At 63.6% G+C, this 18,628-nt stretch carries 19 protein-coding genes; 7 read left to right on the top strand and 12 right to left on the bottom strand.

Features of this window, described 5'->3' with window-relative positions; genetic code table 11:
* The first annotated feature begins 118 nt into the window (after window positions 1–118).
* From IEW17_RS09005 to IEW17_RS08990, 4 genes are read left to right on the top strand one after another with little or no spacing between them, the layout of a single operon-like run.
* On the top strand, window positions 119–562 hold the full coding sequence (locus IEW17_RS09005) for an ABA4-like family protein (RefSeq protein WP_229748909.1): 444 nt from the start codon (window positions 119–121) through the stop codon (window positions 560–562).
* A 26-nt stretch (window positions 563–588) separates the two neighbouring features.
* On the top strand, window positions 589–1,446 hold the full coding sequence (locus tag IEW17_RS09000; RefSeq protein ID WP_188561711.1) for a hypothetical protein: 858 nt from the start codon (window positions 589–591) through the stop codon (window positions 1,444–1,446).
* A 27-nt stretch (window positions 1,447–1,473) separates the two neighbouring features.
* Window positions 1,474–2,493, top strand: coding sequence for a sensor histidine kinase (locus tag IEW17_RS08995; protein WP_188561710.1), 1,020 nt, complete (start codon window positions 1,474–1,476; stop codon window positions 2,491–2,493).
* A gap of 12 nt (window positions 2,494–2,505) precedes the next feature.
* Window positions 2,506–3,336 carry a LytR/AlgR family response regulator transcription factor gene (locus IEW17_RS08990; protein WP_188561709.1) on the top strand — a complete coding sequence of 277 codons (831 nt, stop codon included), beginning with the start codon at window positions 2,506–2,508 and terminating at the stop codon, window positions 3,334–3,336.
* 162 nt (window positions 3,337–3,498) lie between these two features.
* Here the strand turns inward: IEW17_RS08990 and IEW17_RS08985 are convergent, their stop codons facing one another.
* The 4 genes from IEW17_RS08985 to IEW17_RS08970 form a co-directional block, all read right to left on the bottom strand.
* Window positions 3,499–4,284: a LytR/AlgR family response regulator transcription factor gene (locus IEW17_RS08985; protein WP_188561708.1), complete on the bottom strand. Its 786-nt coding sequence runs from the start codon at window positions 4,282–4,284 to the stop codon at window positions 3,499–3,501.
* A gap of 157 nt (window positions 4,285–4,441) precedes the next feature.
* Window positions 4,442–5,572, bottom strand: coding sequence for a sensor histidine kinase (locus IEW17_RS08980; RefSeq protein ID WP_188561707.1), 1,131 nt, complete (start codon window positions 5,570–5,572; stop codon window positions 4,442–4,444).
* A 72-nt stretch (window positions 5,573–5,644) separates the two neighbouring features.
* Complete coding sequence (locus tag IEW17_RS08975) at window positions 5,645–6,358, bottom strand: hypothetical protein (RefSeq protein ID WP_188561706.1); 714 nt, start codon at window positions 6,356–6,358, stop codon at window positions 5,645–5,647.
* A gap of 155 nt (window positions 6,359–6,513) precedes the next feature.
* The gene (locus IEW17_RS08970; RefSeq protein ID WP_188561705.1) at window positions 6,514–8,760 is read right to left on the bottom strand and encodes a TonB-dependent receptor; all 2,247 of its coding nucleotides are present in this window, start codon (window positions 8,758–8,760) and stop codon (window positions 6,514–6,516) included.
* A gap of 334 nt (window positions 8,761–9,094) precedes the next feature.
* On the opposite strand from IEW17_RS08970, the gene IEW17_RS08965 reads away from it, so the two are divergent.
* Entirely contained in the window at window positions 9,095–9,709 is a 615-nt protein-coding gene (locus IEW17_RS08965) for a Riean_0653 family protein (RefSeq protein WP_188561704.1), read from the top strand.
* Window positions 9,710–10,003: 294 nt separating this feature from the next.
* Here the strand turns inward: IEW17_RS08965 and IEW17_RS08960 are convergent, their stop codons facing one another.
* Window positions 10,004–10,345, bottom strand: a complete 342-nt coding sequence (locus IEW17_RS08960) for a DUF4386 family protein (protein WP_229748908.1) — start codon at window positions 10,343–10,345, stop codon at window positions 10,004–10,006.
* Window positions 10,335–10,472 (bottom strand): hypothetical protein, encoded by a 138-nt coding sequence (locus IEW17_RS08955; protein ID WP_188561702.1) that lies wholly within the window; start codon window positions 10,470–10,472, stop codon window positions 10,335–10,337. Before IEW17_RS08955 ends, IEW17_RS08960 begins: the two co-directional genes overlap by 11 nt.
* A gap of 316 nt (window positions 10,473–10,788) precedes the next feature.
* Here IEW17_RS08955 and IEW17_RS08950 point away from each other — a divergent pair, with 316 nt between their 5' ends.
* Both IEW17_RS08950 and IEW17_RS08945 read left to right on the top strand, forming a co-directional pair.
* Window positions 10,789–12,093 (top strand): PAS domain-containing protein, encoded by a 1,305-nt coding sequence (locus IEW17_RS08950; protein ID WP_188561701.1) that lies wholly within the window; start codon window positions 10,789–10,791, stop codon window positions 12,091–12,093.
* 61 nt (window positions 12,094–12,154) lie between these two features.
* Window positions 12,155–12,520: a hypothetical protein gene (locus IEW17_RS08945; RefSeq protein WP_188561700.1), complete on the top strand. Its 366-nt coding sequence runs from the start codon at window positions 12,155–12,157 to the stop codon at window positions 12,518–12,520.
* Between the two features lie 34 nt (window positions 12,521–12,554).
* On the opposite strand, the gene IEW17_RS08940 is transcribed toward IEW17_RS08945, so the two are convergent.
* The 6 genes from IEW17_RS08940 to IEW17_RS08915 form a co-directional block, all read right to left on the bottom strand.
* On the bottom strand, window positions 12,555–13,322 hold the full coding sequence (locus tag IEW17_RS08940; protein WP_188561699.1) for a TatD family hydrolase: 768 nt from the start codon (window positions 13,320–13,322) through the stop codon (window positions 12,555–12,557).
* Window positions 13,323–13,371: 49 nt separating this feature from the next.
* Window positions 13,372–14,490, bottom strand: coding sequence for a glycosyltransferase (locus IEW17_RS08935; protein WP_188561698.1), 1,119 nt, complete (start codon window positions 14,488–14,490; stop codon window positions 13,372–13,374).
* The gene (locus IEW17_RS08930) at window positions 14,487–15,173 is read right to left on the bottom strand and encodes a polysaccharide deacetylase family protein (RefSeq protein WP_188561697.1); all 687 of its coding nucleotides are present in this window, start codon (window positions 15,171–15,173) and stop codon (window positions 14,487–14,489) included. Before IEW17_RS08930 ends, IEW17_RS08935 begins: the two co-directional genes overlap by 4 nt.
* 5 nt (window positions 15,174–15,178) lie before the next feature.
* On the bottom strand, window positions 15,179–15,724 hold the full coding sequence (locus IEW17_RS08925) for a hypothetical protein (protein WP_188561696.1): 546 nt from the start codon (window positions 15,722–15,724) through the stop codon (window positions 15,179–15,181).
* Between the two features lie 84 nt (window positions 15,725–15,808).
* Window positions 15,809–16,960, bottom strand: a complete 1,152-nt coding sequence (locus IEW17_RS08920; RefSeq protein ID WP_188561695.1) for a glycosyltransferase family 4 protein — start codon at window positions 16,958–16,960, stop codon at window positions 15,809–15,811.
* Window positions 16,961–17,073: 113 nt separating this feature from the next.
* On the bottom strand, window positions 17,074–18,573 hold the full coding sequence (locus tag IEW17_RS08915; RefSeq protein WP_229748907.1) for an oligosaccharide flippase family protein: 1,500 nt from the start codon (window positions 18,571–18,573) through the stop codon (window positions 17,074–17,076).
* Window positions 18,574–18,628: the final 55 nt, after the last annotated feature.

Here is an 18,628-nt window from a genome sequence, read left to right as displayed (position 1 = left end):
GCATTTCACCCGGTCCCAACCGCTGCCTGACCCCAACGCTTTGCCGGTTCACCTGCTAACGGCTGGCGCGGCCCGGCGGTTGCCGCTAGTTTTGACGCACTTTCACGACCTGCCCACCATGCTCACACCCGACCTCCTCTTTGCCGTTGCCAACCCCGTAGCTCTGCTGGGCTGGGCGCTGCTGGTGCTGGCCCCGCGCTGGCGCGGCACCCGCGCCGTGGTGCTGAGCGGAGCGCTGCCCCTGCTGCTGGCCGCCGCCTACGCCGTGCTCATCGGTTATCAAACTGTTGCCCACCCGGCCACTGGCGGCGGGTTTGGCTCGCTGGGGCAAGTGGCGGCGCTGTTTCAGGAGCCGTGGGCGCTGCTCGCGGGCTGGGTGCATTACCTGTGCTTCGATATGTGGATTGGAGCCTGGGAAGCTCGCGACGCCCAGCGCCGGGGCGTGCCGCATTGGGCCCTGGTGCCGTGCCTAGCAGCCACGTTCATGCTCGGGCCGTTGGGCTTGCTGCTGTACTCGGCCGTGCGGCGGCGCTACCCGTTGCCTGTACCAGCCGCACGCTAATCTTCGATTTTTAAGCTGCTCGACTCATGAAAACTGCGCTACTTTCCTCGCTCAATTTCTCCCCGGCCGGCCCTACGGCAGTTCCCAGCACGCCACCGGTGCGGGAGTGGCTGCGCACGCTGCATCGCGTGAATCCGGCGCTATCATGGACGGGCTGGCTGAACGTGGGGCTGGCGGGACTAGCCCTGGTACTGCTGCCCCTCGACCAGCGCCTAGTAACCGGAGCCTTGGTGTGGCTCAAGCTACTGAAATTTTCGCTGTCCATCATTGCCTTCGCCTGGACGCTGGGGTGGCTACTAGCCGATTTGCCGGCCGCGGCCCAGCGCAGCGTGCGCCGCCTCAGCCTGGGCGTGGCCCTGAGCATGGCAGTGGAGCAGGCCGTTATTTTCATTCAAGCGGCCCGAGGCACCACGTCGCACTACAACCTCGCCACCGCGTTCGACGGCCTCCTTTTTGCCGCCATGGGCATCTTCATCGCGGTGAATACGGCCATGACCGTCTGGGCCCTGTACTTGGCATGGCGGCACCGCCCGCACGGGCCGGCGGGCTACGTGTGGGGCTTGCGCCTGGGCCTGCTGGTGTTTTTGGTGGGCTCGATGCTGGGCGGCCTGATGATTCACAACGCCCAGCACACCGTGGGCGCGCCCGATGGCGGCCCCGGCCTGCCCGGCCTGGGCTGGAGCACCCGCGCCGGCGACCTGCGCGCGGCTCATTTCCTGGGCATGCACGCTCTGCAAGTTCTCCCGCTGCTGGGCTGGGCCCTGAGCCGCTGGACACCGCGCCGGGCCGCGCTACTGACGTGGGCCGGGGCCACGCTGTACGCCGGGGCCGTGGCCGGACTCTTCGCGCTGGCCCTGGCGGGCCGGCCGCTGTGGGCGAGGTAACTCCGGCGCGTTTGACATCTTTGCAGCATGAATGACCGTCGGTTCCGCCGCTGGGGCATCCCCGTGCTGGCCCTGCTCATTGCGCTGCTCAACGGACCGTATGCGGGGGCCGACGCGCCGGCCCGGTTTGTGGTGAGTTGGGGGGTCGCGCTCTACTTCACGGCGGCGCTGTGGGTGGGCAGCCGAGCGCTGTGGACGTGGCTGCTGCGCCGCCTGCCCCGCGTGGAGCAAACCGGGCGGCGGCTGTGGGCGCTGGCGGGGCTGTCGGTGGCGTTTGTAGCGGGAGCCACGGTGCTGCTCATGCTGCCGCTGCACGCACTGGCCCCGACCTTATTCCCATTGAAACCGGTCCACTTGCTGCACCAGATGCAGTTCAATCTGCTGCCCACGGCCGTGGTTCAGACGCTGTACGAAGCGCTTTACTTTTTTCAGCAATGGGAGGCCAATGCCCGCCGCGCCGACCAGCTGGCCCGCGCCAGCACCCAGGCCCAGCTCGACGCCCTGCAAAGCCAGCTCGACCCGCATTTTCTGTTCAATAACCTCAACACGCTGACGGCCCTCATCGAGCCGGGCAATGCGCCCGCCCAGCAATTCGTGGAGCAGCTGGCCGATGTGTACCGCTACGTGCTGCTGGCCCAGGGCCACGCCACCGTGCCGCTGGCCGAGGAGCTGGCTTTCGTCGAAACCTACCTGGCGCTGCACAAAGTCCGGTTTCGGGATAATCTGGTGGTTGATATAGCCGTGCTGCCCGCCGCCCTGACCCGCCGGGTGGCGCCGCTCAGCGTGCAGGTCTTAGTTGAGAATGCGCTGAAGCACAACGTGGCCTCGCGCCAGCATCCGCTGCACCTGCGCCTGGCCGTGGCGGCCGGGCAACCGGATGTGCTGATGGTCGAAAACACGCTCCGGCCGCGCACCGCCGGCCTGACTCCCGGCACCGGCACGGGCCTGGCCAACGTGCGCCGCCGCTACGAGCTGCTGCACGCCGCCCACCCAGTGGAAGTGACGCAGGCCGATGGCCAATTCCGGGTGAAATTGCCGCTCCTGTAGCTCCTTTCGCCCATGACCATTCTCCTGCTCGAAGATGAGTACCCCGCCGCCGAACGCCTCCAGCGCCTGCTAACCCAGGCCGCGCCCGGAGTCCAGGTGCTGGCCGTGCTCGATACCGTGGCCGCCGCCCTGGCCTGGCTGGCCGCCAACCCCGCGCCCGACCTCATCCTGAGCGACATTCAACTGGCCGACGGCCTGAGCCTAGAAATCTGGGAGCAGGCCGTGGTGCCCAGCCCGGTCATATTCACCACTGCGTTTGATACCTATGCCATCCGGGCTTTTCAGGCCAACAGCATCGCCTACCTGCTGAAGCCGGTGAAGCTGGCGGAGCTGCAAGCCGCCCTCACCAAGCTGCGCCAATGGCCGGGGAGGAAATTAGGAATTAAAAATAAAGAATTAAAGAACGTTGCAGGCTCAACCGAAGCAATTTTTAATCCTTCATTTTTAATTCCTAATTTTCCAATTGAGCGTTTGCTTGATGCCCTACCCCGGCCCGGCCGGCCCTACAAAACGCGGTTTTTGGTTCGGCAAGGGGAGCAGCTATTGCCCCTGCCGGTGGCTGAAATTGCCTGGTTTCTCAGCCGAAACGAAACCGTGACGCTGGTGGCCGCCGATGGCCGCCGCTTTGTGCTCGACTACACCCTGGAGCAGTTGGAAAGCCTGCTCGACCCGGCCCAATTTTTCCGCCTCAACCGCCAAGTGATTGCCCAGCTACCGGCCGTGCGCCGCCTGCACCCGCACTTTGGCGGCAAGCTGCTGGTGGAGCTGCACCCCGCCCCCGCCGAGGGAATCCTGGTGAGCCGCGAAAAAGCCAACGCCGTGAAAGCGTGGCTGGAAGGGTAATAGCGGTGGGAAATGGGAAAATGGGCAATGAGCAAGGGGAACGTCATGCTGAGCTTGTCGAAGCATCTCTACCGCTTCGTTGCAATCAGCATTGAATAGTTACGCGGGAGAGATGCTTCGACTACGCTCAGCATGACGTTCTTAGCTTTGTAAGAACAAAAACTACCTGTCCAGCCAGCTCTTGAACACGTTCACCTTTTCGCGGCTCACCAGCACCTGGGTATCGGGAGCGAGGGGCTTGAGCACGGTTTGCAGGCGGGAGTTGGTGTAGTGGATGATGTCCTGAATGGCCGACTGCTGGGCCAGGTAGGCGCGGTTGAGGCGGAAGAAGCGGCGCGGGTCGAGCAGCGTTTCGAGTTGGTCCATGGTGTAGTCGACCACGAATTTTCGGCCTTCGATGGTTTGCAGGAAGGTGGCTTTTTCGAGGCTGAAGAAGTAGGCAATCTGGTCGACGGGCACCACCTTCAGGTGTTCGCCCACGCGCACCACAAACTGCGTTTTGTAGGGGACGGCGGCAGGCGCGGTTTGCTGCATCTGCTGCATAAGCTGGGCCAGCAGCGCGGGGTCGAAGGCGGGCGCGGCGGCGGGCAGGCGGGCACGCAGCTTAGCCAGGGCCGTTGTCAACTCCGCTTCATCAATGGGTTTGAGCAGGTAGTCCACGCTGTTCACCTTGAAGGCTTGCAGGGCGTACTGGTCGTAGGCGGTGGTGAAAATAACCGGGCAGCGCACCAGCGTCAGTTCAAATATCTCAAAGCTCAGGCCATCGGCCAGGTGAATATCCAGAAACAGCACGTCGGGCACGGGTCCGGCTTCGAGGAGTTGCACGGCTTGCACCACCGATTCGGCCGTGCCCAGGATTTGCACGGGTTCGGGCGGGCGAACCAGCATGTCGGCGAGGCGGCGGGCGGCGAGCGGTTCGTCTTCGACGATGAGGGCGCGGAGAGGCATGGAGGGTAACGCTAAAGCAGAAAAAGGCGAAGGCAAAAGAACGTCATGTCGAGCGCAGCCGAGACATCTCGCGTGCAGCACTAATCTAATCGGCAGCTTTACTACCCCTGGCGAGATGTCTCGGCTGCGCTCGACATGACGTTCTAAAATTCATTCATCACAGCTTCAGCAGCGGCAAAGCAACCACGAATTCGCCCGCCTCTTCGCCTATTACCAGCGGTTTATCCGTCAGGAAAGCGTAGCGGGCCGCCAGGTTTTTCAGCCCCCGGCCCGACGACTCGCCCGGCGCGAGGCGGCGCGGGCGCAGCGTGTTGCGCACCGTGATGGTGCGGGCGGCGGTGTCCAGGGTCACGCGCAGGTGCAACGGGTCGGCCTGGAAGGCGGTGTTGTGCTTAATGACGTTTTCGAGGAGCAATTGCAGAGCCAGGGGCGGCACGTGATACGGCGCCAGGGCGGCGGGCGGCAGGTCCATTTCCACGGCCAGGGCAGCGCCCAGACGGGTTTTTTGCAGGAACAAATAGCTTTCGGCAAAAGCTACTTCGTCGACCAACGGCACCAGCTCCTGGCTCTGGCTGTCGAGCACGTAGCGGTACACCTGGCTAAGCTGGCGAATGAAGCGCACGGCGCGGACCGGGTCGTTTTCCTCCACCAGGCTGGTGAGCGCATTCAGGGAGTTGAATAGAAAGTGCGGGTCAACTTGGCGGCGCAGGGAGTCGAGGCGGGTCACGGCAGTTTCTTTTTCGAGGCGCTCGGCGCGCACGGCGGCCTCGCGCCACCGGAAGAAAAACGCCCGGCTGTGATTGAACAGCGAAATAATGACCGTAATGATGAGCGGCAGCATCAGCGGCCAGTACATGGCCGGGGCAAACAACTGGGCCAGCGGCTTGCCGCGCAACAGCAGCAGCACGGCGTTCATCAGTAAAATAACCAGCACCGAGCCCCCCAACGATACCGACAGCGTGAGCAGCCGCCGCCGCACGGGTTGCACCGTCCAGGTATAGCGCCGGTTGAGCCATTCCACCACGTAGCCGTTGGTCAGCCATAAACTCAGGCTGTACATCAGGGTGTAGCCGTAGGTGATGGCAAACGCTGCCCAGCTGCCCAACGCCCGCGGGTTTACCAAGACGCTGATGACGAGCGAAAGCACCAGCATGATGCGTAGGGCTTTCCACCAGCTGTGCGCCGCGCCGCTGGGCAAGTAGCCGCCAGCCGCGGGCGGGCCCACCGGAAGCGGACGAACCGAAGAAGCGTTGGGGGAAACCACGGGGGAGAAGGGAAATGTTTCCATCAAAGTAACAAAAAAGGCCGGGCGCTGCTCCCCCGCCGGTTGGCGAGGCCCAGCGCCCGGGCAGGCAGTCGCTTACTTGGTGGCCTCGGCGCTGGTTTTGGCCAGCATGGCGTCGTTCATTTTCTCACCCCAGGCCGGGCTCAGGGCCGTGGCGGGCCTGAAGGTGGCAAACAGGGCTTTGGCCTTGGCGTAGAGGGGCTGCGCTTTTTCGGCCCCGCCCCCGAACATGGCGGGACGGTAGAACAGGTCGTTGCCGAGCAACAGGTACACGCGGGGGTTGCCGGGGGCCAGGGCCTTGGCCTGTCCCAGGGCGTCGGCCACGCGGCCCGCGTACACCATGCCGCGCGTCATCGGGCTCACCATGATGCGGCCCTGGTAGATGTAGGCTTGCAGGATGAGCACCTCGGCCTGGTCGGCCCCGGGCAGCTTCTTGGCCTGGTCCAGCGCGGTCTGGGCCTGGTCGAAGAGCTGGTCCTGCTGGTCGCCGTCTTTGCCGGCGAAGCCGAGCTTGAGGTAGCCGCGGGCCTGGTAGTAACGGGGCTCCCAGGCGCTGGGGGCGGCAGCGGCCACCCGCTCCAACTGGGCAAGGTTGGCCTGCACATCAGCCGGGGTGGCGGCGGCGCTTTGGGCCGCCACGGTGGCCGTCATCACGATGAGGTAGGCGCTGGGGGCCGTGCTGGCGGCGGGCGCGGCGACCGAAGCCGAAGCCAAAGCAGTAGTTTTGGCTTGGGCGGCGGCTACGAGCGAAGCAGCGGCCAGGGCGAGGGTGGGAAGAGTGGTTTTCATGGCTTTGAGATGAATGAGGGGATGAAATGGAGCGTTGTGCGGGGATTGATGATTCAAAGGTGGCGGGCGGCCAAGGCGCGGGAAAATGCTTGTGACCGAAGCGTCGTTTGAGGCGGATGAACCGCCGGGCCGGACGGACCGTAGCGGGAGCCCGGTTAGTCGGGCCGCTTGTCCAAATCCACTTTCGACGTCTTATTAATCGAAATGAACACGCCTACAAACAGCATGCGGGGGGCGGGCTGCGTCACGGCCACGCTACGGAGCTGGCCGCTGGCATCGGGCTGCCCGGCGTAGGTGTGGCCGAAGATGTTGTTGCGCCCCAGTACGTTGCTAGCCGACACGTACACAATGGTGAACTGGCCGAACCAGTGCGTGAGGTAGCTCGCGTTCAGGCTCAGGTCTTGGTAGGCGGGCAGGGTGCTTTGGTTGTAGCCCGGCAGGTTGGGGTTGTGGTAGCGGCGGCCGCTGCCGTAGGCGTAGGTGAAGCCGAACTGGGTGTGCATTTTGGCCACGTAGTATTTGCCTACCACGCTCAGGTTGTGCCGGGCGGCGAAGGTGGGCACGGCCTGAATCGGGTCGGCGCGGAACTGGCGGCGCGTGTCCAAAAAGCCGTAGCTCACCCAATAATCGGCCATTTTGATGGAGGTGCGGTCCCGAAACAGCACGTCGAGCCCCCGGGCATAGCCACTGCCGGCGTTCTGGTACGCGGCGGGGTTGAAGGGCTGGCCGCGGTCGAAGGTGGTGAGCCGGGCGTAGTTCTTCTGGTAGATTTCGGTCCGCAGCGTGCGGTCCTTCACCTGGTGCTGATACGTCAGCAGGTAGTGTTCGGCCCGCTCAAACTGCAGGGCGCGGCTGACGCGAAGCAGGTCGGTGGTGGGGGTTTGGTAAAACCAGCCCCAGGCGGCCGAAAGCTGGCTGTTGGGGCCGGTTTTGTAGGCCAGGCCCAGGCGCGGGGCGGCGTTCCAGCGGCCCAGCAGGCGCGAGTATTCAGTGCGCAGGCCGGCGCGGCCCGCAAGGCGCTTGGCCAGCACCAGCTCGCTTTCCGCGAAGCCGGCGGCGCGCTGCTCGTCCACGCCCAGGGCCAACGGGGCGGCATCGACGGTGGGCTGGTACTGCTGCCGGTAGCGCTGGGCATAGCCTTCGAGCCCCATTTTGAGGTTGAACCAAGTGCTGGCCGAGTCGTTGGTGAGCACCGCACGGGCCACGGCCGAGCGGTCAAGCTCGTGCACGGTTTGCACGTCGGGGCGCAGGGTGTTTTCGTCCTGGGTCAGGGCCAGGCCGGTGTTCAGGCTCCAGCCGCGGCGGAGCGGGGCGCGGTAGGTAGTGTTGAGGTAGAGGTTGTCGTTGGCCAGGCGGATGGGCCGGCCGGCGGCTTCAAATTCGGGGTTGGCATCGGGCTGGCGCAGGGCCAGGCGCTGCCGGCCGTAGGTGGCGTAGAGCTTGAATAGACCGGCGGCCCCGACTTTGTGAGCCAGCTTGAGCGCGCCACCCAGGGCCAGCGGGGCTTTGTCCCAACCCAGGTTTTGCGGCACGAGGTGGTAGTACGGCGCGAGGTTGGTGTAGTCGGCGCTCACGGCCACCGACGTCCGCGCCCAGCGCCTGGTGCGCGAGAGGCTCCCGCCCACGCTCATCAGCGAGACGCCGGTCTGGGTTTCCTCGGCCAAGTCGGTGGAGTGCAGGGCCACCACGGCGCTCAGGGCCTGCCCGTACTCGGCCGAGTAGCCGCCCGTGCTGAACACCATGCCCTTGAACAGAAACGGCGAAAACCGCCCCCGGGCCGCCACATTGGGCACCGCCCCGGCATAGGGCGTTTGCACGGGCAGGCCGTCGAGGTACTGCTTGGTTTCGGAAGCGGCCCCGCCGCGCACGAATAGCTGGCCGGTTTCGCCCACCCGGGTGGTACCGGGCAGGGCGTTGAGCGCCCCGGCGATATCGCCCAGCGCACCGGCCGTAGTCACAATATCGAGAGGCTTGAGCACGCTGGCCCGCTTCTCGTCGCTGGCCTCGAAGGCCCCGGCCGTCACCACCACATCGCCGAGCTGGGCGCGGTTTTCTTTGAGCTTAATGGTGGGCAGCGAGACAGCGCCCTGGCCCAGCGTCACAGGCAGCTGCTGCGGCTCGTAACCAATAAAGCTGACCACGAGCACCGCGGACCCGGCGACGTGGTCCGTACGGAAGCTGAACCGGCCCAGCGAATCGGTGCTGGCCCCGTCGAAAGTGGTTTTCAGGAATACGTTCACGCCGGGCAGGGGCCGCCCGGCGGCATCACGCACCTGGCCGGTGAGTGAATGAGTGGTGGGATGACTGAGTGACTGTTGGGCCGGTGTGGTTTGGGCCCGGACGGCTGGGGCGGCGCCTAGCAGCAGGAGTAGCAGGAGCAGCGGGAGTAGCGGGGTTTTCATAGAGCCAGCGGTTAGTTGATGGCTCAAAGGTGTTGGCCGCGCCTACCCCCGTTCAACTCGCTGTTGCCGAAGCGACGAATGAGCCGGATGAACCGCCGAGCCGGCCGATGAATCGGACGACGGCCCGCCTGTCATCCTGAGCCTGCGAAGGACCTTCTCACCGTCAAACGGCTCGCAACAATCCAAAAGGCGCGAGCGTGACAAAGTCTTTCGCGGTGCTCAGGATGACGGACGGGCGCAGGATGACCAATAAAGTTGACTCTTCAACCAGAAAATCAAATCACCAAGCCGCTACCGGATGTATTTTCGGCTTCCCGTCCTTCCCCCCGCCGCCATGCGCTTCCGCACCTTTCTCACCTACCTCAGCCTGCTGCCGCTGAGCGCCTGCACCAAATCGTGCAACGACTACGATAACAACGAAGAGTTTGCCCGGGCCAAGCTGCCGGCTTACTCCGAAACCGGGGCCCACACCCTGGGCTGCCGCTTGGGGCCGCAGGCGTGGACTGTGCTGGGCAAGCACCAAACCAGCAGCCCCCTCGGTAGCGGCTGGATGCCCAATACGCTGGAGGTATATGGCGGCTACTCGGTGCCGCCTCACCTGACGGCCATCGGCCAAATGACCGGCGTGCGTGACAGCAAGGAATTCTACGATGTGCAGCTGAGCCTGAACATCCGCCTCACCGACACTTTGGGCGGCCTGCACCTGCTGGGCTCCGATACCTCGCGCACGGTTTCCTCCTCCCGCTTTACCGAAACCCTGGAAGCCCAGGATATGCTGACCTACCACGATTTCCGCAGCAACTTCCGGCACCCGGTGCGCCTGCTCGTGCGCAAGCTCGACCGCCAGCAGCGCATCATCAGCGGCACGTTTGAAGGGCAGCTGTACGGTGGGGCCAGCGGCCGCGACTCGCTGGCCGTGGCCGATGGCCGCTTCGATTTGAAGTATTAAGGCTGTTTAGAAATTGCCGGGCTTCGTACCACCAGCTAACCCCGCGAGCGGCGGACTCAAACTTTCTGGCTCATCCTCACGCGCGCCCACCACTTTGTGCTGAAGCTGTTTAGAAAGTCAAATTTTTTGGGCGTTTGTCATCCTGAGCGCAGCGAAGGACCTTATCCCGGCTACAACACGCTTGAACGAGACCGTTCAGCTGTGATAAGGTCCTTCGCTGCGCTCAGGATGACAGACTTCTTGACTTTCTAAATAGCTTCACTATCCACGCCCTTCACCAGCATCCACAAACACTTAGGATAATTCGCCAACCAGGCACGGCAGCAGCGCGGCAAGCAGGATACTACTTGCCAAAGTCGGGGAAGAGAGGGCGGCCCAGCAGGCTACCAAGTTACACCCTCCCGCCGCTTGCATCAGGACGCCTAAAACCTTTGGGAAATAACCTACCTTAAAAATCAGATATCCATTCATCAAGCAAGTGCCGCCAAAAAACAACAGCGCAAGATTCGCCAGAATCGGCACCTGTTGAGGACCAAAGACCTGCTGGTACTGGGCACTTTCCAACGTGGACAGCACCAACAGCAGAAACACTTTGCTTGCGGCCTCCACCGCCAGGGAAACCAGATTAGAAAACAAAGCCAGCAGCAGCAGGCTTTTGCTTGCGGGCCGAGGAAAAAGCCCCAAACAAGATGATGACGTGGTAGAACGCGCCGCCGAGGCGGGCGTAGCCCAGAGGCGCAATTTCAATCGAACGAATGGCCATTGGAGATTAGCGCTGCCTGAATACTAGCGCCGGACAACTGTAGCGAGCTTATGCTCCGCCATATCATCCGCAGCTGCAGGCTGGTTCTTTGCGGAAACCAGGCTTCGGGTTGTAGTTAGCAAATGCGGATTTAGGACCGAGCTTTTAACTAAAGTCCTGACCCAAATGACGGCAAATGCCCTCCCCCTATTTTGCGTACTTGCGCCAAGCCGAAAAAGTGCGAACTTTGCCTGCCAGCGACTAAAATCCACTACCTGCCCAGCCTTCATTACGGCTTCATCCCTGCTCACCAGTTTTGCGTCAACAATTCTCTTTCATGGCTGATTTTCCTGCTTCCATCGATTACCAAGCGCTGTTTCGCGTCCTGCCTGGTGCTTACCTGCTAATGACCCCCGATGGCACCATCCTCGATAACTCCGACCAACACGTGCAAGTATCGCTGCTGCCCCGCGAGCAGGCCTTAGGACGCAATATTTTCGCGGCCTTTCCCTCCGCCCCCGAAAGCCAGCGCGACCTTGCGGCCTCGCAGGAGGAAGTGCGCCGCACCTTGCAGCCCCACGCGACGCCGCTGCTGCGCTACGACCTGGAGCGCCCCGCCGCCCAGGGCGGCGGCACCGAGGAGCGGTACTGGCAGATTACGAACTATCCCCTGCTCGATGCGCGCGGCGAGCTGCAGTACCTCCTGCTAGCGGCGCAGGACGTGACCGATGCCACGCTGGCCGCCCAGCACGCGGCCCAGGTGCAGCAGGACCTCAAAGAAGCGACCACGCGCAACCTTTTCATTCTCGAAAGCCTACCCCTGATGGTGTGGACCTCCAGTTACGATGGCTTGGTCGATTCCTTCAATGCCCGCTGGACGGACTTTACCGGCCGGCCGCTCGCCCAAACCCTGGGCTGGGGCTGGGTCGAAGACCTGCACCCCGACGACGTGGAGCGTACCCGCATCCGCTGGCAGGCCGCCCGCGACCAATGCAGCCCCTACCAGGCCGAATACCGCATGCGCCGCCATGATGGCAGCTACCGCTGGCACCTGGCCACGGGCGTGCCCCGCCTGGACTCCGACGGCCGCATTCAAATGTGGGTGGGCTGCAACACCGATATCCACGAGCAAAAGCTGATGGTGGAAGAGTTGCTGCAAGCCAACGAAGAACAGGCCCTTCTCTCGGACCAGGCCTACCAGCAAGGTGAGCTGGCCCGCCAGCAGCGCCAGCAGCTGCATACCCTCCTGATGGAGGCCCCGGCCTACGTCAGCATCATGCGCGGGGCCGAACACCGCTACGAATTTGCCAACAACCGCTTCCGCGAATTGGTGGGCAACCAGGAAACAGTGGGCAAAACCGTGGCCGAAGTTTTCCCCGAAATCGTGGGCCAGAGCGTCATGAAGCTGCTCGACGAGGTTTTTCGGTCCGGAGAGCCGGTCATCGGCCACGAATTGCTGGTGCAGATAGCCGCGCCCGACGGCAGCGGAACGCTGCGCGACACCTACTTTAACTTCTCGTACCAACGCTTCGAGGAAAACGGCATTCCCGTCGGCATCACGGCCTACTCCTACGACGTCACCGAGCTCGTGCAGACCCGCCAAGCCCTGCAGCAGCTCCGCGGCGAGGCCCCCAGCCGCTAAAGCTCCCCGCTTCACCCTTCGGTTTCCGTTCTTCTATCTCCTATCCGCTCCTCATTCACGCATGGAATCATCCGCTTTCGACCTTCAGCAGGCGCGCGTCAAGCAGGTGCTCTTCAAGTCCCGGCTGCGCTCCATGCTCTACGGGGTGCGGGAGCCCGACGAAGCACTTTTTTCACGGCCCGTCAACCCGCTCGGCCAGTGGCTCGACACGGTGGTGAAGCCCCGCTACGGCCAACACCCGGAAGTGCGCGAAATCGAGCTGGTTCTCCAGCAAATGCTCGGCACCGGCCGCACTCTGGTTGCGCAGTACCAAAACGGCCTGATTGAAGAATCCCGCACCGGGCTCGATAAAATCAATGCCCAGTCAGACCGCCTCAACGCTCTGTTTGACCGCCTAAGCCAGCGGCTGGTGTTGCGCGACGCATAGCGCCGGCCGGCTGCGGGCTGGCCTCATAATGACCTTATAGATTGAACAGAGCCGCCGCGTTGCGCGTGGTGGCTTCGGCCACTTCGGCTTCGGTTTTGCCCAGGAGTTCGGCCACGCGGCGCAGCACGAAAGGCAGGTAGGCGGGCTCGTTGCGCTTGCCACGGTGCGGCACCGGGGCCAGGTACGGGCAATCGGTTTCGAGCAGCAGGTGCTCCAGGGCTATGCCCGGCAGCACCTTATCAGCCCCGCCGTTTTTGAAGGTGGCCACGCCCCCAATGCCCAGCAAAAAGCCCAGCTTGATGGCCTGCTCCGCCTCTTCGGGCGAGCCCGAAAAGCAGTGAAATACGCCGCGCAAGGTGCCGTCCTGCGCGGCTTCTACCAGGGCCAGAGTTTCGGCAAACGCCTCGCGGGTGTGCAGCACGATGGGCAGATTATGCTTTTTGGCCAGCTGCAGCTGAATTTTCAGCGCCTCCTGCTGCTCGGCCAGCAGCGTTTTGTCCCAGTGCAGGTCCAGACCGGCCTCGCCCACGGCCGCGAAGGGCCGGCGGCCCAGCCAGGTTTCTACTTCGTACAAGTCCTGCTCGAAGCTGCGCGTGACCGAGCACGGGTGCAGGCCCATCATGGCAAAGCAGGTTTCGGGGGCCTGCAGCTCCAGCTCCAGCATGGCGTCGATGCTGCTGTGGTCGATGTTGGGCATCACGATGGTGCGCACGCCCGCGTCCTGGGCGCGGCGCAGGGCATCGAGCCGGTCGGGCTTGAACTGTTCAGAATAGAGGTGCGCGTGCGAATCAGTAATGTGCATTTTTTTATTTTCAATTGATAATGAACAGTTGATAGTGAGCAGTTAACCGCTATTCATAGCGCCGCCCCTTCCACACCACGGCCCCGCCAAACAGCTGGAACCGCAGAATGGCTCCGGTGAGCGCCAACGTGTACAGCTCGAACAGCGGCAGCAGCCACCAGCGCAGCCGCAGCCCGGCCCGGCGGTGCGCGACATGCGCCAGCAGGCCTTGCACCAGCACTTTTGCTCCCCACACGCCCAGCGCCGCGCCCACCCCCGCCACCCAGCCCACGCCCAGCAGCGCGGGCCAGAATCCACTGAAAAACAGCAGCTCCAGGCGCAGGCGCAGCGGCAGCCCGGCTACTCCACGCAGCCAGCGCTGCCGCTGGCGCAGCAAGGTCGCCCAGGTAGGCATCGGCAACGAGTCGGCCCGGATTTCCGCCGCGAACACCTGCCGAAACCCGAACCCTGCCGCCAGCACGGCCTGGAACAAGGCAAAATCCTCGGTCACGGAGAAGGGCAGCGCCTCGTAGCCGCCAGTGGCCTCGTAGGCGGCGCGGGTCACGAGCATGTTGTTGCCCATGGCCGTCACGGGCCGCCCCAAATCACTCACCACCTGCACCATGCTCAGCGACAGCAGCCAGTCGATGCCCTGCATCTGATGAAACAGTTGCGGCCCGCCCACCGCCGTAATGCCCGTGACGGTGCCCACTCCCGGCGCGGCATGGGCCAACAAACCCGCAATCCAGGTGCGGGGCAGGCTAATATCGGCGTCGGTGATGAAGAAAAAATCGGTGGTTGCCTGCCGCGTCAGGTGGGCCAGCACGTTGGCTTTGCCCCGCGCCTGTCCCAGTGTTTCGGTGATGGGAACGACCCGAAACCGCCCTTTGAAGCCCTGCATGGCAGCCATGGCTACGGCGACTGTGCCATCGGTGCTGCCATCGTCACCGACGAATATTTCCAGTAATTCTTCCGGGTAATCGAGATTCCGCAGACTGGCCAGGCAGCGCGGCAGGGCTGCTGCTTCGTCGCGCGCCGCGATGAGGATGCTTACGCGGGGCAGCGGCACCGGCAGCGGCTGCCCCGGCGCGGTACCGCGCCCACTGGCAAAGCGCCAGGCCGTGAATGCCATGCCCAACAGCCACAGCCCGAGGTAAATCCCTAATAAAAGCAGCCCCAACCCACTCACAGCGCCGAGAATTGATACCCCTGCCCGGCCAAGTGGGCCAGCACGCGTGGTAGCACAAAACGCAGGCGGGCGCTAGCCTTTTGGCTGTCGTGAAACACCAGCACGTCGCCGGGCCGCACGGTGGCCAGCGTGTCGCGCAGGCAGCTTTCGGGGCTGAGGCTGGGGTTGTAGTCCCGCGTCAGCACCGACCACATGATGACCCGATAATCGGCCCGCAAATCACGCAGTAAAGACCAGGTAAGCCGGCCGTACGGTGGGCGAAAAAGTGAACGTGGGAACTGATAATCAGCCCCTCCTGCCCTCACTCCTTCCAACTCACCTATTATAACCTGACACTCGGCTACATCGGCCAGGTAACTGGCGCGGCCCGTGGCCCAGGCGCTGCGATGTTGGTGGGTATGGTTGCCGACCCGGTGGCCAGCCGCCAGGGCGGCGCGGGCAATATCGGGGTAGCGTTCCAGGTTCTGGCCCACGCAGAAGAATGTTGCTTTAGCTTTAAACAGCGCCAGTTGCTCCAGCACCCAGGGTGTTTCGTCGGGGATGGGGCCGTCGTCGAAGGTCAGGTAGATTATTGGGGCTTCTGAAAGCGCGTGACGCGGGCCGGTCCATTCGCAGCCGGGCAGCAGGGCGTGCAGCAGCCGAGGCGGGCGGGTGAGCAGGGCCGCATCGAGCCGGGCACGCATGGGCATCAGGAGCGCACGATGCGCATAAACGGCACGCTGGTATCGGGCAGCGGCCCGAGCACGGTGGCCAGCGCTTCAAGGAAGGCTTCGGCGGTGTTGGGGCGACCACCGGCGGGGCCCCGGCCCAGCTGGCGGTGCATCTCACCGGCCCACTCGCCCACCACGGTGGGCGTGCCGGCGGGGCCGCTCAGGCCCAACGCGGCTTCGAGGGTGAAGTAGCGGGGGCGTAGTTCCTCAGCTTCGGTTTCGGCAGGCTCATCCTTTTCTTCATACACCAAAGCCGAAAAATGGGCCTCCATCGTGGCCTGGGGCGGTGGCAGGTGGAACAGCGCCGTGACGCGGCCGGCTACTTCGTGCCAGCTCAGGCGCAGGCCTTTGGGGGCCACTCTATCCACAACATGTACATTTTCAGCGGCTTTGTTCCACACGTAGTGCAACAGCTCGCGGGCCAGGGTTGGGTCGCTCAGCTCGCGCCGCACCGATGATGGACGGCGCCAGGCCAGCTGCGGCAGCAGCACGTGCGTAAAATTGTAGGGATGCAAGCGAGCCATAACGAAGTGCAAAAGTAACGCCGCGACGCCATGCTTTCATGAGGAATGAGGAAGTTTGAGCCGAGTCAACCAATAGCTAATCCCTCATTCCTCGTTTTTAACTACAGCCTTGGTGATGGCCTGCCACAATACCTCGGCACTCTGCGCCCACGAAAACCGGCGCAGATTCTCCTGGCCCTGCGCCACCAGCGCCTGGCGTAGGTCAGCTTCATTCCACAGCCGGGCCAGGCCCGCGGCAATGCTCTCGGCGTGGTGCGGGTCGACGAGCAGCGCGCCACCGGCACCGGCTACCTCCGGCATCGAGCTGACATTGGACGTGAGCACCGGGCAGCCGCTGGCCTGGGCTTCCACAATCGGAATGCCAAAACCTTCAAAATAAGGCACGTACACCGTGGCCCGAGCCGCCGCGTAGAGGCCCGCCAGCTCAGCGTCGGCCACGCGGCCGGTGAAGTGCACCGCCGATTGGTGACGCATCAGTTGGTAAGCAGTGAGGATAGGGCCAGCTTTCCAGGCCTTGCGGCCCACAATGAGCAGCTGGGCTTCGGATACGGCGGCTCCGCCGACGGTTTTGAAGGCATCAAAGGCCCGCAGCAGATTGCCCAGGTTTTTGCGCGGCTGCAAGGCTCCCACGAACAAAAAATATGGCTGCCCGTGGCTGAACTGGCGCCTAGTTTCCCGCTGCCTGTCCGGCGACTGGGGCTGAAATAAATCGGCCGGCGCGTTATAAGCCACGCTGATTTTATCGGGCGCGATACCGTAGGTCTGCACGATATCCGCCTTTGTGGCTTCCGACACGGCCACCAGCTGGGCCGAAGCGCGGGCGAAGCGCGGCATGAAGAAGTGGTAGTACTTGCGTTGCAGCAGGCCCACATCGAGCGGAAAATGCTCGAAGGCCAGGTCGTGCATCACCGTCACGCGGGGCACGCTGGTATTTAGCGTCGTGAAGCCGTCGGGGCTGAGAAAGACGGTGGGGCGGTGCCGGGCCAGCCACCGCGCCACCGCGCCCTCGAACCAGGCCACGAACAGGAACGGGTGCCGCGCCGGGGGCCGCAGCACATGCGGCACCACGTTGGCCCCAAACAGATAGCGCGGGTCATACGCCCGGTCGAACAGAAAGTGGAAGGTGACCTCCGGGTGCTGGGCCACCAGCCGCAGCAGCGTCTCACAGGTGAAGCGGCCAATGCCTTCGAGGTGGTCGCCGGGCAGCAGAAAACGGGTATTAACGGCGACGTGCATGTTTTCAATTAAAAATTAAAAATTAAAAAGTCTGCGTTTGGGAATAATAGCCCCAAAACCAAGAATGAATCAGAGGAAGGTCGCGCTCATTTTTAATTTTTAATTCTCAATTTTTAATTACCCTTCCCCGGCAGCAGTTGGGTGATTTCGCTGCGGCGCACCAGACCCGTGCCCAGCACAATCAGCCCAAATACCACGGCCATGATGCCCGCTTCCAGCCACCAGCTTAGGTAGAGGCCGTATTGCAACCCGTACCACGCCCCGCACAGCAGCCCGAAGGCCAGCAGCAGCCGGGCCAGCAGGCGGCCGGGCACACCCACGCCGGTGCGCCGCGCCACCAACACCAGATAGCCCACCGACACGGCCACCGCGCAAATCAGCGTATCAACCGACGCCGCGACCGCTCCGAATTTGGGCAGAAACACCAGGTTCAGGCCGATATTGAGGGTAATGCTGAGGGCTACCAGCCAGCTCACGGCGCGCTCGTGGGTGGTGCTGGTGAGCAAGGTGCTATAGATGGCGAAGAAGGCGTGTATCAGCACGTTGACGAACAATATCTTCAGGCACAGCGTCATGCGCGCCAGTTCGGCCGGGCTGCTGTGGCTGAACTGCCAGAACACCACCTCGCCCCGAAAGAAAATGAAGGCCACGATGAACAGCAGCGGCAAGGTCACCACACGCTGCCCGAACCGGAGCAGCTCGCGCTGGGCCGCGGCATCGCGCGGGACGCTGGCAAACTTGGCAAAGAACAGCGGCAGCACCGTCCAGGCGTACATCATCACGGCATCGACCCAGCGGTAGGCCCCGGCGTAGTAGCCGGCCTCGGTGGGTGAGGCCAGGCGTTCGAGCATCACCATGTCGATGCGCTCGTTCACGCCATACAGCAAGGTCATGAGGGCGAAGGGCAGGCTGGCGCGCAGGGCGGTGCGGGCCACGGGTGCCTTCCAGCGGTATTTTATCCGGCCGAACAGCCGCGTCATCAGCCCGTAGAGCAGCACGGTGGTGAAGACCGCCGCGCCCAGCCGCGCGCCCACGTAGCGCGGCAGCGTGAGGCCCACCGGCAACAGCACGAGCACGGCCCCGAGCAGCAGGAATTTCTCGACCACCGAGAGCACGGCATCGGTATTGAATTTCTGGTGGGCCTGCAGGGTGCCGCGCAAAAACTGCCCGTACTGGGCCAGCAGCAGCGCCGCGCCCACGGCCAGGAGCAGCAGCAGCTCGGAATCGCGGTAGCCCAGCAGCCAGCCCACCGCCAGCATGGCCGCCAGGGCCACAAAGTTGAGGGCCCCGCGCAGGGGCAGCAGCGTTGGGAACGTGTCGGCCATGAAGCCGGGCTGGGCGGCCACGCGCTGCACGGAGTAGGGCGTGAGGCCCAAATCGGAGAGGGCGGCCACCACCAGCGTGAGCGCCGAGAGCGCCGTGATGAGGCCAAACGTGGCGTGCCCAAGCCGGTCCTGCACCAGGTTTTCGACCACCACCCAGCCGGGTTTCACCAGCAGGTTGAGCAGGACGACGAAGCTGATATTGCCAAAAAACCGTTTGATGGGGACGAGGGTGCTAAAACTATCAATACAAAAATCCGGGCTCTGCCCCGGATTTGCAAAGCTACGCACCGCGCCGGGGCAGTGGCTGCGGTGGCGGTATTGGGCTACTTTCCGGCTATCTTTG

Source organism: Hymenobacter frigidus (assembly GCF_014640435.1).
Taxonomy (GTDB): domain Bacteria; phylum Bacteroidota; class Bacteroidia; order Cytophagales; family Hymenobacteraceae; genus Hymenobacter; species Hymenobacter frigidus.
This window is presented reverse-complemented; position numbering and strand designations above follow the sequence as displayed.